Below are 12,639 nucleotides of genomic sequence, written 5' to 3'. Positions count from 1 at the left end.
AAAAAGAAAGACCCCGGTTCAGGCCGGGGTTTTTTTGTTTTTTAATAACAGCTTAAACCTGTCCGATCTGCAACTTACCAGCTACGCGCATATGTGTGCGACTTCACATTCAACTTAACTGCAATGTGCAAATGTGCCCCCGAGCGCTGAAATGCGCGAATTGATTTATTTTGAACCATTTCCTCGGCGCCGATTGAAGAACGGCTTTTTCCTATCCGATATTTTCCAGGGTTTGCATATGGCGGTAAGGTCACTCAAGGAACGTGTTATCCAAACCGGTAGTTTCGAGTTGATTGGTATAGCCTTTGTTTCCCCTCTTTATGTCTATGTAACAGGCACTTCGGTGTCTCATGGTTTGGCAACAATCACGTTGCTGTCTATTGTGATCCTGATTTGGTCGCCAATTTTCAACACCTTATTTGACGTAATAGAAAAGGTGAAAACCTGCCGCTTGGCCTGCAAGCGCCCACATAGGCTTCGCCTTGTTCACGCCACTCTGCACGAGGTCACAGCTGTCCTGATCACCTGCCCATTGCTGATGTACGTCGGCGGTCATTCTCTTGGGTCGGCCTTGGCCTTAAACGTCGGCCTGACCCTGACCTACACGATTTACACCTATGTGTTTCATATAGCTTACGATAGGGTCCGGCCGGTGAAACCAAGGTCACGCCTGCAGGAATCGGAGCAGTTCCCTAAGCCCATCCCCGCACGCTGAACGTCACTGATTGCTTCAATTCTGACGGTCTGAATTATTCACTCACAACAGTCAAAAGACCTGTTACGCGAAGTGAAGTTCCGGTGCCTTCCCTTTGCTCTCCGCTCGACCACATGTTCGCCATGCATCTTGCGGAACAAAGGACCTGATCATGATTACCCGTCTCATTCTCACCTCTACTGCCCTGAGCCTAAGCGCCTCGGCTCTGGCCGCGCAAAGCCTGACTGACGGGGCTTATATCCAGGGTTTTCTCGGATACAGCCAACTTCAGGACACCGATTTCTCGGGCAGTATCGGCGGAGCGACCCAAACGGTCGATACCGATTTTGATGCGGGCTTCGGTCTGGGTGTAGCCGTGGGCAGGGAAATCCCTCAATGGTCCAGCGACGCGATCGGCACGCGGCTCGAACTGGAACTGTCCTATCGTGACAACGATGTGGATAGCGTGAACTTCAGCGGCAACGGGCCGGGCTCCGAGGGCAATGTCTCGGGTGATGTCAGCCAGACCTCGCTGTTTGCCAATGTGCTGTTCGACTTCAAAGGCAACGGCGCCTTTACCCCCTATGCCGGGTTTGGCCTGGGCGCGACATATTCGGATCTCGACTTCGTTTACGGCCCGGGTGTCGCGTTGGATGACAGTGATACCAATTTCGCGGCTCAGCTGATCGCTGGGGTTGCCTATGACATCAATTCAACCACCGCGTTCACCGTCGACGCACGCTATTCACGCGCATTCGACGTCTCGAGCCAACGTTTTGCGCCAAACGGCGCCTCCACCGGAACGGTCGAAGATGATCTGGACACGTTCAGCCTGAATTTCGGCCTGCGCTACAGCTTCTGACCCTTAAGGGGTGGGTGTTTTCTCCGGTTTCGCCGCCCCTCTGCATGTCCCCGCGCCATGGCCGCGGGGACATGCCCCAACCCTGCCGACAATCCCGCCTGCCTCAGCTGGCGGAACAATCAATTAGAGAATTAGTCGGCTACACGCCAGGAGGCAGACAGCCCCCTGGCAGCGCAAGGTCTTACGAGGGTGCCTTGGTCTTACGCAAATAGGGAAAGATCGTCTCGAACTCACCAAACTTGGCCTTGGCGTCTTCGTTAGAAACGGTCGGCGGGATAATCACATCCTCGCCCGGCACCCAGTTGGCTGGAGTTGCCACGCCCTTGGCGCTCATCTGCAAGCCGTCCAGCGCACGCAGGATTTCTGCGAAATTCCGCCCTACTGTCATCGGGTAAGTCATCGACAGCTTTAACTGTTTGTCCGGCCCAATGATAAAGACCGACCGTACGGTGGCGCTGTCGGCGGGGGTGCGGCCATCGGGCATATACGCCTCGGCCGGCAACATGTCGAAAGCCTTGGATACCGCCAGACCATCGTCTGCGATAATCGGAAAGCCCGGGTTGGCATTGCCATAAGCTTCGATGTCTTTCTTCCACTTCTTGTGGTCTTCAACGCCATCCACAGAAACACCCATCACCTTGGTGTTGCGTGCAGCCCATTCGTCGTTCAGCTGTGCAACCGCCGAAAATTCGGTGGTGCAGACCGGGGTGAAATCCTTGGGGTGCGAGAACAGGATGGCCCAGCTGTCGCCGATCCAGTCGTGAAACTGGACGGTTCCCTGATCCGTTTCGGCAGTGAAATTCGGGACGGTGTCATTGATGCGCAAACCCATGGGGCATCTCCTCTCCTGTGTTTGAACCGAGTCGGTTGCCATAAACCTAAACACTTTGCGCTCAGGTTAAACTATTCAAGTGGAAGTAGCCGATATTTTGGTTGCTTCAATAATTTGATCAAATTATTAATTGTGCTTGCCCCACTGGCCTCGGGGTGACAGAGTGCCCTTAAAACCGACCGACCGGTCGAATAAATTCTGATCCGGAGGAAACCATGATCGAAAAACGCAATTTCTATATCAACGGCGAATGGGTCGCCCCGTCGGCGACTAACGATTTCGATGTGATCAACCCGTCGACCGAAGAACCCTGCGCCACAATTTCCCTTGGGTCCGAAGCAGACACTAACGCCGCTGTGGCCGCAGCCAAAGCTGCCTTGCCCGGCTGGATGGCGACACCGGTAGAAGAGCGCATTGCACTGGTCGAAAAGCTGGTCGACATCTACAAAAGCCGTGGAGAGGATCTGGCGCAGGCCATGTCATTGGAAATGGGCGCGCCCATCGACATGTCCCGTACCCAGCAAGTCGGTGCAGGAATCTGGCATCTCAAGAGTTTCATCCAGGCAGCGAAGAGCTTTCAGTTCGAACGTCCCTTGGGCGAGCACGCGCCAAATGATCGGATCATCTATGAGGCCGTCGGCGTTGCTGCTCTGATCACCCCATGGAACTGGCCGATGAACCAGGTCACGCTCAAGGTCGGTGCGGCAGCAATTGCCGGATGCACCATGGTGCTGAAACCTTCGGAGCAGAGCCCGCTGAACGCGATGATCTTTGCCGAGATGATGGACGAAGCAGGTTTTCCTGCGGGCGTATTCAACCTGGTCAACGGTGATGGTGTCGGTGTCGGCTCTCAATTGTCCTGCCACCCGGATGTGGATATGGTCAGCTTCACCGGCTCGACCCGCGCCGGGACTGCGATCTCGAAAAACGCAGCAGACACACTGAAAAAAGTGCATCTGGAGTTAGGTGGCAAGGGTGCAAATGTGGTCTTTGCGGATGCGGATGAAAAGGCGGTTAAACGCGGCATTCTGCACATGATGAACAACACAGGCCAAAGCTGTAATGCCCCCAGCCGCATGCTGGTGCAGCGGCCGATTTATGACCAGGCGGTTGAGACTGCAGCCGAGGTGGCGGGCAAGCTTACCGTTGGCGGCGCGCTGGATGAAGGCCGTCACATCGGGCCCGTTGTGAACGAGGTGCAGTGGACCAAGATTCAGGAGCTGATCCAAAAAGGTATTGATGAGGGCGCCCGTCTGGTTGCAGGCGGCACCGGACGACCTGAAGGTCTGAACAAAGGCTATTACGTCCGCCCGACGATCTTCGCAGATGCCAACAACCAGATGACAATCGCGCGCGAGGAGATCTTTGGGCCCGTCCTGACCATGATCCCTTTCGATACCGAAGAAGAGGCCGTCGAGATCGCCAATGACACGCCCTACGGCCTGACCAATTATGTCCAGACTCAGGATGGCGACCGCGCTAACCGCTTGGCGCGGGTATTGCGGTCGGGCATGGTTGAAATGAACGGCCAGTCCCGCAGCGCGGGTTCACCCTTTGGTGGGATGAAACAGTCTGGAAACGGGCGCGAAGGTGGCGTGTGGGGTCTGGAGGATTTCCTTGAAGTCAAAGCCGTGGGAGGCTGGGCCCCGGAATAACCCCGACGGCTCGTACAGTTTGGGCGAAGCAATACCGATGCCTCGCCCTTTTTTGCTTAGTCAGGTCGGACTATCAACTGCGGCACTCCATCTGAAGTGTGCCTCCGAGATCGGCCATCCCAGCCAATATCGCCGGTGACGCGGCGACGGAATGAGGAAAAGCTGTCGAATTGGACCACGTCGACCGCTGTGTCGAATTGAAGGGTGATCCGGCGCTGTGCACCGTCACCCAGCGTGGTCAAACCACGGATTTCCGCCCTAAAGGGCTGGCCCAAGTACCGCCCTTCAACCCGATCCCCGACACGCAATTGCATCCGGCTTCCAGCCATCGCGTGCAGCGTATTCCAGTCTCGCACGCCATGCTGACGGGCCAGCATCTCCAATGCGGCGCTGTGCGTTAGCGCGACACCGGTTCCTTGCAAGTGTTCCCGCAGACGCCTGGCTTGTGCTTTCAGCTCTTCAACCGGCGCTACGGTTTTGGATCGTGTCATACTGTTCCTCGTTTCCTTCAACGAGCGCGAGATCAGGACGGAGTTCGCATTGCCATCCGCGCGCCGGAAAAGGGCAACAGATGTTCAATCTACCGGGTTTCACCAAGACCTGAGGCCGCGAACGGCAGGAGACCCGAACCTGCCGTCTTAATGGGCTCTGGCAACAAGCGCTGTCAATCAGGCGTCTGCCTGCGCCGCCTCATAAGCCAGCATTGCGCGCTTGACCGGCAGGCCCCAATGATAACCGCCCAACCCTCCGGACTTGCGCAGGGCGCGGTGGCACGGGATCAGCCAACTGACCGGGTTGCGCCCTACCGCAGTGCCCACAGCTCTTACCGCTTGCGGGGCATCCACGCGTTGCGCGATTTCGGAATAGGTAGTGACCTGACCCGAAGGGATATGCATCAACGCCTCCCACACTTTGATCTGCAAAGGTGAGCCAATCAGATAAAGCGGCGTGGGATTCAGCCGGTCGCTGGCCGCGCCAAAAGCGCTGAGGACCCACGGGCGCAGGCGCATCGGATCTTCGACGAACTCCGCCTTGGGCCAACGCGAAAGCATATCTTCCATCGCCTCTTCCTCGCCGGTTTCGGCGCCAAAAGCCATGCCGCAGATGCCTTTGTCGGTACCCATGACCAGCGCTGGACCAAATGGGCTTTCGAACCAACCCCAGTAAACCGTCAGGCCTTCGCCTTTGCGGGCATATTCGCCGGGGCTCATGGATTCCCATTTCAGGAACAGATCGTGCAGGCGACCGCTGCCGGACAGGCCGACATTATGGGCGGTTTCCAATGTGGTGAAACGCTCCCGCAGCAGCGACTTGGCGTGGCCAAGCGTCAGATACTGCTGGTAGCGCTTCGGCGACACGCCGGTCCAGCGCGAAAAAAGCCGCTGAAAATGCGCCGGACTCATATCCATCTGGCGGGCCAACTCATCCAGGCTGAGGGTTTCGCCGCCTTGATCAATAAGCTCTATCGCGCGTCGCATGACGTTATAATGATAACCGGTCTCTGTGTTCTGGACATTCATGTCGCACCTCATTCGATGTTGATTTGATCATAGCCGGTCAAGGCGCATCAGAGCGACCCGAAACTTGCGCATCCGCGTTCACTTCGTGATCCTTCTGACCTACGTTCGGACCGGCAGTCGAACAAGTCAGGACCAAACGTGATTGTTTCCGCAGCTATGGATCGCACAGGCACATTACTTCTGGACGAAGGCGGTCAGTCCTTGTTCCCTTGGTGGAGCTTCACCAAAACCGCCATAGCTGCACTGGTATTGCAGGCAGAAGAACAGCACCTTTGCGACCCGGACGCGCCTTACGAAGACTACCCGTTTTCGTTGCGCCAATTGATGCAGCATCGTGCCGGGCTATGGGACTACGGCCCGCTTCCGTCCTATAGTGAGGCCGTGGCGGCGGGTGAAGAGCCCTGGTCCGTAAAAAGGTTGCTGGCTGAGACCAATTACCGGAAGCTCGCCTATACACCCGGAGAGAACTGGTTGTATTCGAACATTGGTTATCTGCTTCTGCGCCAGTTCCTGGAACGTCTGCACGGCGCCTCGCTACCTGAAATTATGCAACGCCAAATTTGCGCTCCTTTGGGATTACAAGCGCACATAGCAGAGACGCACGAGGATTTTGATCGGTTAGAATGGGATGCGCGCGGTTACCATCCGGGTTGGGTCTATCACGGCTGCCTGATGGGCACTGCATCGGATGCGTTGCGACTGTTGCAGGCAGTGTTAGCGGGCGAAGTTCTGTCCGAGGCGAGTAGGCTTCAAATGCAGACGCTGTCGATGGAAGGATCGGCAATTCCCGACCGAATCTGGAGCAAGACCGGATATGGATCGGGTTTGATGATTGGTCGCGCAGAGCATGTGGGACGGATCGTCGGCCACGCTGGGTGCGGCCCGTTCTCAGCCAATCTTGTCGCCCATTTTCCGGACACCGCAAATGGGTTGTATGTGGCAAGCTTTATCGCAAAAGGTAACGAGGCCCCTGCAGAAATTGCCGCAGTAGAGCTTGCGAAACAGTATCGAAAGGAACACTCCTGATGTTTTGCATGCCGTTTTCAATTGCGGCCTGCACCACTGCACGGCATTAAGGCCCGGATGGCAAAACAACTCGATTATCACACGATCCGCGAGATCTTTAACCGCTTTCACGAGGCTGACCCGGAACCCAAGGGCGAACTGGAGCATGTGAACGTCTATACCCTCGTCGTTGCCGTCGCTCTGTCAGCTCAGGCGACAGATGCGGGGGTGAACAAGGCCACGCGCGCATTATTCAAGATCGCCGACACGCCGCAAAAGATGTTGGATTTGGGCGAAGAGGGCCTGATCGAACATATCAAGACCATCGGTCTGTTCCGCCAGAAGGCCAAGAACGTGATCAAGCTAAGCCGTATTCTGGTTGAAGACTACGACGGTGAAGTGCCGAACTCACGCGCGGCGCTGCAATCGCTGCCCGGCGTGGGGCGCAAAACCGCGAATGTCGTTCTGAACATGTGGTGGCGCTACCCGGCGCAGGCTGTGGATACCCACATCTTTCGCGTCGGCAACCGCTCGGGTATTTGCCCTGGAAAGAACGTCGACGCAGTTGAGCGCGCCATCGAAGACAACATTCCAACCGACTTTCAGCTGCATGCACATCACTGGCTGATCCTGCATGGCCGCTATCACTGCAAAGCGCGTAAACCGCTGTGCGGAACCTGTATCATCCGCGATCTCTGCGAATTTGAGGACAAGAACCTATGAAAACCTACCAGCTTGTCGGCATCGGAAATGCCGTTGTGGATGTCATCTCGCAAGCCGACGACAACTTTCTGGAACTGATGGGCATCGAAAAAGGCATCATGCAGCTGATCGAGCGGGATCGGGGCGAAGTGTTGTACGGGGCGATGGAAGGCCGCGTTCAAACTCCCGGTGGTTCAGTCGCAAACACGATTGCCGGCGCAGGTGCGCTGGGGCTGGACGCGGCCTTTATCGGTCGTGTGCATGACGACGCTCTGGGGCGCTTCTATGCCGACGCCATGAACGAGGACGGTGTGGATTTCGTCAACCCGCCAGTCCCCGGCGGCGAGTTGCCCACCTCGCGTTCGATGATCTTCGTCTCACCAGATGGTGAGCGGTCGATGAACACCTATCTGGGGATTTCCTCGGAACTGTCGTCTGCCGACGTATCCAGCGACGTGGCCGGCAACAGCCAGATCATGTTTCTTGAGGGCTATCTGTTCGACAAAGAGAAGGGAAAGGCCGCGTTCCTTGAGGCCGCACGCGACTGCCACAAGGGCGGCGGCAAAACAGGTATCGCTATTTCCGATCCGTTCTGCGTTGAACGGCATCGCGTCGACTTTTTGTTGCTGATCGAGAACGAACTGGATTTCGTCATTGGCAATGAGGCGGAAATCAAATCGCTGTTCGAGACCGACAATCTGGAAGAGGCGCTGGCCAAGACTGCCGCGATCTGCCCTCTGGTTGTTTGCACGCGGTCGGGCGATGGTGTGACCGTATTGAACGAAGGCACCCGCATCGACGTACCGGTCGAAAAGGTCGTGCCGGTCGATGCGACAGGTGCGGGCGATCAGTTCGCTGCCGGGTTCCTGTTCGGGATGGCCACTGGCCGCGATTACGAAACGTGCGCACGTATAGGTAATGTCTGCGCCCGCGAGGTCATCAGCCATATCGGCCCGAGGCCCGAAGCGAATATGCTGGAGTTGCTGCGGGCCGAAGGGTTGCTTTGACCGCTGGACATTGAAGTCTGTGGGGCGGGTCAGCCTGCCCCCGTCAGGTCCTGAGCCAACATCAGCGCGTTGCCATCCGGATCATAGAAGGTCGCGGTGCTGACCATCCCTTCGATGGTTTCGGTTGCGCCATCGAAACTGACACCTGCCGTTTCAAGTGCGCCGCGCGCGGTTTCGATATCTGCTATACCGAATACCGGAACGGTATTGCCCGGCGCCGGTTCCGCCTGTTCACCAAGTCCAAGGGTTACGCCCGCAGTCTTAGTGTGCATCTCACTCCAACCGGCTTCATCAATGTGGTGGATAAGTTCGAACCCGAGTTTGTCGGTATACCAATCGGCACTGGCGTGGCGATCGCGCACAGAGATTGCTAGCGTAATGGTGTTTTCCAATGAAACAAGTGGCATGCGCTTTCCTTTAGTTTTAAAATATAGTAACTATACTTTATGGACATTAAGACACTTGTCAAGCTCACCTCCCGTGCTTGGTCTCTGAGTATACTTGCGGCGCTGCATGCGCGTGTTCCAGGGCGGCAAGCCCCGTTGCTTGCGGCGACCGGCGCAAGCCGGACAGCCTTTGCATCAAGCTTGGAACACCTTGTCGATCTTGGGCTTCTTGAGCGGAACCCGGGTCACGGCCATCCGCTACGTCCGGAATTTCGGCTGACCCGTGACGGGATCGAAGCAGCCGAACTGGCCAGCAGGATTGTCCGTGCAGTTCCGGATGTCTCTGAGTTCACCTTGGTACGACGCAATTGGACTCTGCCGATTTTGGCACTGACAGAAACGCCCCGGCGATTCTCAACCCTCAAATCGGACCTGATTACGATTACCGACCGTGCGCTGTCGAAATCGCTGCACCAGTTAGAAGAACAGGCGTGGCTGCGCCGCGACTTTGATATGTCAGGCCGCGCGCCGTTTCCCACCTATCATGCGATAAATAAGGGCATTGAGATCAATCAGGCGATTGGTCTGACGCTGTAAAGGGAATTGGGCCTCAGGCGACCTACGCCTTCAGATATGCTGAAAATGCCTCGACCACCTGCTCATAAACCTCTCGCTTGAAAGGAACGATTTCGTCAACCAACCGCGTCGGGTCCTGCCATTTCCACTGAACAAACTCCGGGTGGTCCGTCTGAATGTTGATCTGATCATCCCGCCCGCTGAACCGCATCAGATACCATTTCTGTTCCTGCCCACGATAGCGGCCTTTCCAGATCTTCGGCACGATATCATGCGGCAGATCATAGGGCAGCCAGCCCTCGGTCTCGGCAACAATCTCAACCAGATCCGAGGTCACCCCGGTCTCTTCCCACAACTCGCGCAGGGCTGCATCGCGTGCGTCTTCGCCCTTGTCGACACCACCCTGAGGCATCTGCCACGCATCTTTGGGGCCGTCATTGCGCATGCCGACAAAAATCTTGCCGTCGGTATTCATCAGCATCAACCCGACGCAGGGACGATATGGCAGTTTGGCGATCTCTTCAGGGGTCATGCGCGGCCTCGTGAACATGCTTTGCAGCGTCTGTAGCAAGCGTTGCACCGAACGCAAAGGGGATGACGTTAGGTTTCGCGTGACAATGTTGACGCGAACGTCAATCTAACACCCAAATTCGGGAGGGAGAGTTCCGCCATGACTGCGTACCCAAACATGCTGGCCCCGCTGGACCTGGGCTTTACCACTTTGAAGAACCGCGTCCTGATGGGTTCAATGCATACCGGGCTGGAAGAAACCGGTGACTGGAACCGGGTGGCCGAATTCTATGCTGACCGGGCGCGCGGTGGCGTCGCGCTGATGGTGACGGGCGGCATCGGGCCGAACCTTGAAGGCTCAGTTTTGCCGGGGGCGGCGATGATGACAACAGAAAAGGACGTGGCGAACCATTCCATCGTGACCGACCGGGTGCACAACGCGGGCGGCAAGATCGCCATGCAGATCCTGCACGCAGGACGCTATGCCTACGGCCCGAAATGCGTCGCACCCAGCCCGGTGAAATCGCCGATCTCTCCCTTCCCACCGAATGAGCTGGACGAAGAGGGCATTGAAAAACAGATCAGCGATATCGTGAATGCCGCAGTTCTGGCGCAGAATGCGGGATATGACGGGGTTGAGATCATGGGGTCCGAGGGGTACTTCCTCAACCAGTTCCTTGTGACCCATACCAACAAGCGCACCGATCACTGGGGCGGGTCTTACGAAAACCGCATGCGTCTGCCCATTGAGGTCGTGCGCCGCACACGTGAAGCCGTGGGCACCGACTTCATCATCATCTACCGCCTGTCGATGATTGACCTCGTGCCAAATGGATCGACGCATGACGAGGTTGTTGAACTGGCTCAACGGATCGAAAAAGCGGGTGCGACCATTATCAACACCGGCATCGGGTGGCACGAGGCGCGGATTCCGACCATTGCCACCAGCGTGCCGCGCGCAGCCTTTGCCTGGGTGACCAAGAAGCTGATGGGCAAGGTGTCTATTCCGATCATCACTTCGAATCGTATCAACGCGCCTGAAGTCGCCGAAGAGGTCTTGTCGACCGGCTGCGCCGACATGGTGTCGCTGGCACGGCCGATGTTGGCGGATGCAGACTTCGTGGCAAAGGCCGAGGCGGACGAGGCCGCAAAAATAGCGCCCTGTATTGCCTGCAATCAGGCCTGCCTGGATCACACATTCAGCGGCAAGCTGACGACGTGCCTGGTGAACCCGCGCGCCTGCAACGAGACCGAATTGGTGATCGCTAAGGCTGAGATCGCCAAGAAAATTGCCATAGTTGGCGCTGGCCCTGCCGGTTTGTCGACCGCCATGACGGCCGCTCAGCGCGGTCACGACGTGACACTTTTCGACCGTGCCAGTGATATCGGTGGGCAGCTGAACATGGCCAAACAAATCCCTGGAAAGGAAGAGTTCTGGGGGCTGGTCGACTGGTATCGCACAATGATCGTCGATCTTGGCGTCAAACTTGAGCTAAACCGGAACGTCAACGCAGATGACTTAGCGGGCTTTGACGAGGTTGTCATTGCCACTGGCGTGAGCCCACGCGACCCGGAAATTCCGGGGCAGGATCGGGACAATGTGCTCAGCTATGTCGATGTGCTTCGCGACAAGGTCGAGGTTGGCGAGTCCGTTGCCGTGATCGGAGCCGGGGGTATCGGGTTCGACGTGTCAGAATACCTGCTGGAAAACGGGCACAGCGCGACAACCGATTTGCCGCTTTGGATGAAGGAATGGGGCGTGACTGATCCCGAAGAACATCGGTCCGGCTTGGCCCCCGAAGGCCCGCAACCTGCCGCCCCTGCCCGTCAAGTCACGCTGCTACAACGCAAGAAACAGGCGCACGGCAAGGGGCTGGGCAAGACCACGGGCTGGATTCACCGTGCTACGCTGAAGATGAAGAACGTCAATTTCGTTGGCGGAGTGAATTACGAGCGTATCAACGACGAAGGTCTGCATATCAGTTTTGGAGAAGAGCGCGCAGACCCGACTATGATCGCGGCAGATTCGATAGTGCTGTGCTCTGGTCAAGTGTCTGAACGCAGCCTTGCGGATGCCCTGATCGAACGCGGGGTCACGCCGCACGTGATTGGCGGCGCGGATATTGCTGCTGAGCTGGACGCGAAAAGGGCGATCGATCAAGGGACGCGGCTGGCTGCAGACCTATGAAACGCACAATTTGGCGTGTTCGAGTAAGGGTTAATCTGACAACGCCAGCTTGACGCCCAGCGCTCCGAAAACCGTAGCAAAGCAACGCTTGATCCACGCCATGACGGATGGGCGATGAATGACGTAGTCCCGGGCAAGGGCAGCGCACGCGCCGTACCCGATGAAAACAACAAAGGTCATGGCCATGAAAGCAAGGGCAAGTTTTACCAGCTCGAGCCCTGCATGCATCGTGTCAGCGGGCAAAAACTGGGGCAGGAAAGCCAGAAAGAACAACGAAAGTTTCGGGTTCAGGACGTTGATCAAAGTTCCGGTCACTGCGATTCTGAAATACCCCTTGCTCGTTTTCTCGGCGTTGACCTCCATCGCCCCGCCATCCTTTACAATGCCCCAGGCCATATAAAACAGGTAGAGCACGCCAAGATACTTGATGAACTGAAAGGCGAGCGCGCTGGTATGCAGCAACGCTGCGAGGCCGACGATGCTGGCGACAGCAGCGGGCACGATCCCAAGTGTACACCCAGCGGCGGCAGCAAGACTTGCCCGGAACCCACGCCCGAGGCCGACGGCCAAAGTGTAAATCACGCCGGTACCAGGCAAAAGCACGACAATCAACGATGTGAGAAAGAACTCCAGCGACATGCACGCCCCTCAAAGAACAGTTGCCTGCAAGGTTCCCCATCCACCGGGGAATGTAAACACTGT

The 12,639-nt window shown here is 56.9% G+C and carries 14 protein-coding genes; 8 read left to right on the top strand and 6 right to left on the bottom strand.

Annotated features, from left to right (window positions below; genetic code table 11):
- The first annotated feature begins 151 nt into the window (after window positions 1-151).
- Window positions 152-715: a PACE efflux transporter gene (locus AC2TCY_RS02900; RefSeq protein WP_480845341.1), complete on the top strand. Its 564-nt coding sequence runs from the start codon at window positions 152-154 to the stop codon at window positions 713-715.
- 151 nt (window positions 716-866) lie between these two features.
- Window positions 867-1,556: an outer membrane protein gene (locus AC2TCY_RS02895; RefSeq protein WP_480845340.1), complete on the top strand. Its 690-nt coding sequence runs from the start codon at window positions 867-869 to the stop codon at window positions 1,554-1,556.
- Window positions 1,557-1,737: 181 nt separating this feature from the next.
- On the opposite strand, the gene AC2TCY_RS02890 is transcribed toward AC2TCY_RS02895, so the two are convergent.
- On the bottom strand, window positions 1,738-2,388 hold the full coding sequence (locus AC2TCY_RS02890; protein ID WP_480845339.1) for a peroxiredoxin: 651 nt from the start codon (window positions 2,386-2,388) through the stop codon (window positions 1,738-1,740).
- A 215-nt stretch (window positions 2,389-2,603) separates the two neighbouring features.
- Here AC2TCY_RS02890 and AC2TCY_RS02885 point away from each other — a divergent pair, with 215 nt between their 5' ends.
- The gene (locus AC2TCY_RS02885) at window positions 2,604-4,043 is read left to right on the top strand and encodes an aldehyde dehydrogenase family protein (RefSeq protein ID WP_480845338.1); all 1,440 of its coding nucleotides are present in this window, start codon (window positions 2,604-2,606) and stop codon (window positions 4,041-4,043) included.
- A gap of 56 nt (window positions 4,044-4,099) precedes the next feature.
- Here the strand turns inward: AC2TCY_RS02885 and AC2TCY_RS02880 are convergent, their stop codons facing one another.
- On the bottom strand, window positions 4,100-4,534 hold the full coding sequence (locus AC2TCY_RS02880) for a glyoxalase superfamily protein (protein WP_480845336.1): 435 nt from the start codon (window positions 4,532-4,534) through the stop codon (window positions 4,100-4,102).
- Between the two features lie 177 nt (window positions 4,535-4,711).
- Complete coding sequence (locus AC2TCY_RS02875; protein WP_480845335.1) at window positions 4,712-5,563, bottom strand: bifunctional helix-turn-helix domain-containing protein/methylated-DNA--[protein]-cysteine S-methyltransferase; 852 nt, start codon at window positions 5,561-5,563, stop codon at window positions 4,712-4,714.
- Between the two features lie 138 nt (window positions 5,564-5,701).
- Here AC2TCY_RS02875 and AC2TCY_RS02870 point away from each other — a divergent pair, with 138 nt between their 5' ends.
- The 3 genes from AC2TCY_RS02870 to AC2TCY_RS02860 are packed head-to-tail and all read left to right on the top strand — an operon-like array spanning window position 5,702 to window position 8,277.
- On the top strand, window positions 5,702-6,589 hold the full coding sequence (locus AC2TCY_RS02870; RefSeq protein ID WP_480845333.1) for a serine hydrolase domain-containing protein: 888 nt from the start codon (window positions 5,702-5,704) through the stop codon (window positions 6,587-6,589).
- A gap of 57 nt (window positions 6,590-6,646) precedes the next feature.
- A complete protein-coding gene (gene nth / locus AC2TCY_RS02865; RefSeq protein ID WP_480845332.1) occupies window positions 6,647-7,291 on the top strand; it encodes an endonuclease III in 645 nt (214 codons plus the stop codon).
- Window positions 7,288-8,277: an adenosine kinase gene (locus AC2TCY_RS02860; RefSeq protein WP_480845330.1), complete on the top strand. Its 990-nt coding sequence runs from the start codon at window positions 7,288-7,290 to the stop codon at window positions 8,275-8,277. Before nth ends, AC2TCY_RS02860 begins: the two co-directional genes overlap by 4 nt.
- 29 nt (window positions 8,278-8,306) lie before the next feature.
- Here AC2TCY_RS02860 and AC2TCY_RS02855 read toward each other — a convergent pair whose 3' ends face one another.
- Complete coding sequence (locus AC2TCY_RS02855; protein WP_480845328.1) at window positions 8,307-8,684, bottom strand: VOC family protein; 378 nt, start codon at window positions 8,682-8,684, stop codon at window positions 8,307-8,309.
- A gap of 39 nt (window positions 8,685-8,723) precedes the next feature.
- Between AC2TCY_RS02855 and AC2TCY_RS02850 the strand changes: the two genes are divergently transcribed.
- Window positions 8,724-9,260, top strand: a complete 537-nt coding sequence (locus AC2TCY_RS02850) for a winged helix-turn-helix transcriptional regulator (RefSeq protein ID WP_480845327.1) — start codon at window positions 8,724-8,726, stop codon at window positions 9,258-9,260.
- 22 nt (window positions 9,261-9,282) lie between these two features.
- Here the strand turns inward: AC2TCY_RS02850 and AC2TCY_RS02845 are convergent, their stop codons facing one another.
- Window positions 9,283-9,771, bottom strand: coding sequence for an RNA pyrophosphohydrolase (locus AC2TCY_RS02845; RefSeq protein ID WP_480845326.1), 489 nt, complete (start codon window positions 9,769-9,771; stop codon window positions 9,283-9,285).
- Window positions 9,772-9,909: 138 nt separating this feature from the next.
- Here AC2TCY_RS02845 and AC2TCY_RS02840 point away from each other — a divergent pair, with 138 nt between their 5' ends.
- Window positions 9,910-11,937: an FAD-dependent oxidoreductase gene (locus tag AC2TCY_RS02840; RefSeq protein ID WP_480845325.1), complete on the top strand. Its 2,028-nt coding sequence runs from the start codon at window positions 9,910-9,912 to the stop codon at window positions 11,935-11,937.
- Window positions 11,938-11,967: 30 nt separating this feature from the next.
- Here the strand turns inward: AC2TCY_RS02840 and AC2TCY_RS02835 are convergent, their stop codons facing one another.
- Window positions 11,968-12,576, bottom strand: coding sequence for a LysE family translocator (locus AC2TCY_RS02835; RefSeq protein WP_480845324.1), 609 nt, complete (start codon window positions 12,574-12,576; stop codon window positions 11,968-11,970).
- Window positions 12,577-12,639: the final 63 nt, after the last annotated feature.

The sequence above is a fragment of the Ruegeria sp. HKCCD7181 genome, assembly GCF_057221055.1.
This window is presented reverse-complemented; position numbering and strand designations above follow the sequence as displayed.

What these genes read in the sequence shown, in the direction of transcription:
- AC2TCY_RS02875 (WP_480845335.1), bottom strand. Translation starts at nt 5,563, where the DNA reads ATGAATGTCCAGAACACAGAGACCGGTTATCATTATAACGTCATGCGA.
- AC2TCY_RS02855 (WP_480845328.1), bottom strand. Translation starts at nt 8,684, where the DNA reads ATGCCACTTGTTTCATTGGAAAACACCATTACGCTAGCAATCTCTGTG.
- AC2TCY_RS02835 (WP_480845324.1), bottom strand. Translation starts at nt 12,576, where the DNA reads ATGTCGCTGGAGTTCTTTCTCACATCGTTGATTGTCGTGCTTTTGCCT.
- AC2TCY_RS02890 (WP_480845339.1), bottom strand. Translation starts at nt 2,388, where the DNA reads ATGGGTTTGCGCATCAATGACACCGTCCCGAATTTCACTGCCGAAACG.
- AC2TCY_RS02895 (WP_480845340.1), top strand. Translation starts at nt 867, where the DNA reads ATGATTACCCGTCTCATTCTCACCTCTACTGCCCTGAGCCTAAGCGCC.
- AC2TCY_RS02860 (WP_480845330.1), top strand. Translation starts at nt 7,288, where the DNA reads ATGAAAACCTACCAGCTTGTCGGCATCGGAAATGCCGTTGTGGATGTC.
- AC2TCY_RS02850 (WP_480845327.1), top strand. Translation starts at nt 8,724, where the DNA reads ATGGACATTAAGACACTTGTCAAGCTCACCTCCCGTGCTTGGTCTCTG.
- AC2TCY_RS02880 (WP_480845336.1), bottom strand. Translation starts at nt 4,534, where the DNA reads ATGACACGATCCAAAACCGTAGCGCCGGTTGAAGAGCTGAAAGCACAA.
- AC2TCY_RS02840 (WP_480845325.1), top strand. Translation starts at nt 9,910, where the DNA reads ATGACTGCGTACCCAAACATGCTGGCCCCGCTGGACCTGGGCTTTACC.
- AC2TCY_RS02845 (WP_480845326.1), bottom strand. Translation starts at nt 9,771, where the DNA reads ATGACCCCTGAAGAGATCGCCAAACTGCCATATCGTCCCTGCGTCGGG.
- nth (WP_480845332.1), top strand. Translation starts at nt 6,647, where the DNA reads ATGGCAAAACAACTCGATTATCACACGATCCGCGAGATCTTTAACCGC.
- AC2TCY_RS02885 (WP_480845338.1), top strand. Translation starts at nt 2,604, where the DNA reads ATGATCGAAAAACGCAATTTCTATATCAACGGCGAATGGGTCGCCCCG.
- AC2TCY_RS02900 (WP_480845341.1), top strand. Translation starts at nt 152, where the DNA reads ATGCGCGAATTGATTTATTTTGAACCATTTCCTCGGCGCCGATTGAAG.